This is a genomic window from Barnesiella sp. ET7 (assembly GCF_024733785.1).
GTDB lineage: Bacteria > Bacteroidota > Bacteroidia > Bacteroidales > Barnesiellaceae > Barnesiella > Barnesiella merdigallinarum.
The window spans coordinates 1-1,152 of the sequence record NZ_JANRHM010000053.1 but is presented as its reverse complement, the minus strand read 5'-3'; the positions used below and the strand labels follow the sequence as shown (position 1 = coordinate 1,152).

The 1,152-nt window shown below is 39.1% G+C and carries 3 protein-coding genes; all 3 read left to right on the top strand.

What is annotated here, in order from left to right; translation table 11 throughout:
* The first annotated feature begins 121 nt into the window (after positions 1-121).
* From NW211_RS13835 to NW211_RS13825, 3 genes are read left to right on the top strand one after another with little or no spacing between them, the layout of a single operon-like run.
* Positions 122-406, top strand: a complete 285-nt coding sequence (locus NW211_RS13835; RefSeq protein ID WP_258328267.1) for a helix-turn-helix domain-containing protein — start codon at positions 122-124, stop codon at positions 404-406.
* The gene (locus NW211_RS13830; RefSeq protein WP_151882803.1) at positions 403-684 is read left to right on the top strand and encodes a helix-turn-helix domain-containing protein; all 282 of its coding nucleotides are present in this window, start codon (positions 403-405) and stop codon (positions 682-684) included. The genes NW211_RS13835 and NW211_RS13830 overlap by 4 nt, the downstream gene beginning before the upstream one ends.
* Positions 674-973, top strand: a complete 300-nt coding sequence (locus NW211_RS13825; protein WP_229042402.1) for a helix-turn-helix domain-containing protein — start codon at positions 674-676, stop codon at positions 971-973. Before NW211_RS13830 ends, NW211_RS13825 begins: the two co-directional genes overlap by 11 nt.
* The last annotated feature ends 179 nt before the right edge of the window (positions 974-1,152 follow it).

Here is a 1,152-nt window from a genome sequence, read left to right as displayed (position 1 = left end):
TGTATCGGTGTCTTTTCGTGTCATTCCATGTCATTGGCACGCAGGATGCCATTTAATAAGTATAACCTGTTGCGCAACACGGTGTAGTAACCCGATTATTTACACTTAAACAGATTATACAATGTTACAGATAAATAGTGAAACCGCCCACAAGATGTTCATCCAACTGATGGAACGCTTCGATAAGATTGAGAAGATGCTGGATCGACAGAACAAGATGAAGGAGTGTCTCGATGGCGACACATTGCTGGATAACTACGACCTGAGCAAACTGCTTGGCGTGACTCACCGTACCCTTGCACGCTACCGCCAGAAGAAACTTATCCGCTACTATATGATTGACGGACGCACATACTACAAGGCTTCCGAGATTAATGATTTTCTTAAGATGAAAGGTGCCTTATGAAAGTAGTTGTAATAGAAGAGAAGGTATTTGAGGATCTTTTGTCAAGTATCGAGATGTTCGTTCATAAGTTTGAACAAACATTAAACAGTGAATCAGAAAAGCGTTTAGGAAGATGGCTGGATACTCACGAAGTGTGTGCCTTACTAAACCTATCCAAGCGTACAGTACAGAGTTTAAGGGCGAGTGGGAAGTTGCCTTCTACGCAAATATGCAAGAAGAACTACTATAAGCCAGAAGATATTGAGAAACTATTAAAAGAAAGAAACGATGAATCATGATACCCATACTAACACTCATCGTGCAAAAAGAGCTATAGCGGCCTTTTCTAAAATGAGTGCTATCCTTGATAAAGTCAAGGAAAACTACAAGCCTACATTGAACGGGGAAAAACTGATAACCGATAAGGAATTGGCAGATTTTCTCAAAATAAACAAGCGTTCACTGGTCGAATATAGGAAGAATGGAATACTGCCATATTACCACATAGGAGGACGAATTTTGTATAAAGAATCCGATGTAGAACGGATAATGCAAGAGAATTTCTATGATGTATTCGGCAAGGAGTAGTTTGAAGTGTTAAAATACCTATAATAACACTCTTAAAAACGCCATGAGACTTGCGTGTAAGCTGATTTATGCTTATCTTTGCATCGTTGAAATTCACATGTGCACGTAACGTGTTTATGAAATAAGGTGAATTCTATTGTAGATTAAACGTGCCAGTCTCGTGGCTTTTTTATATAAGC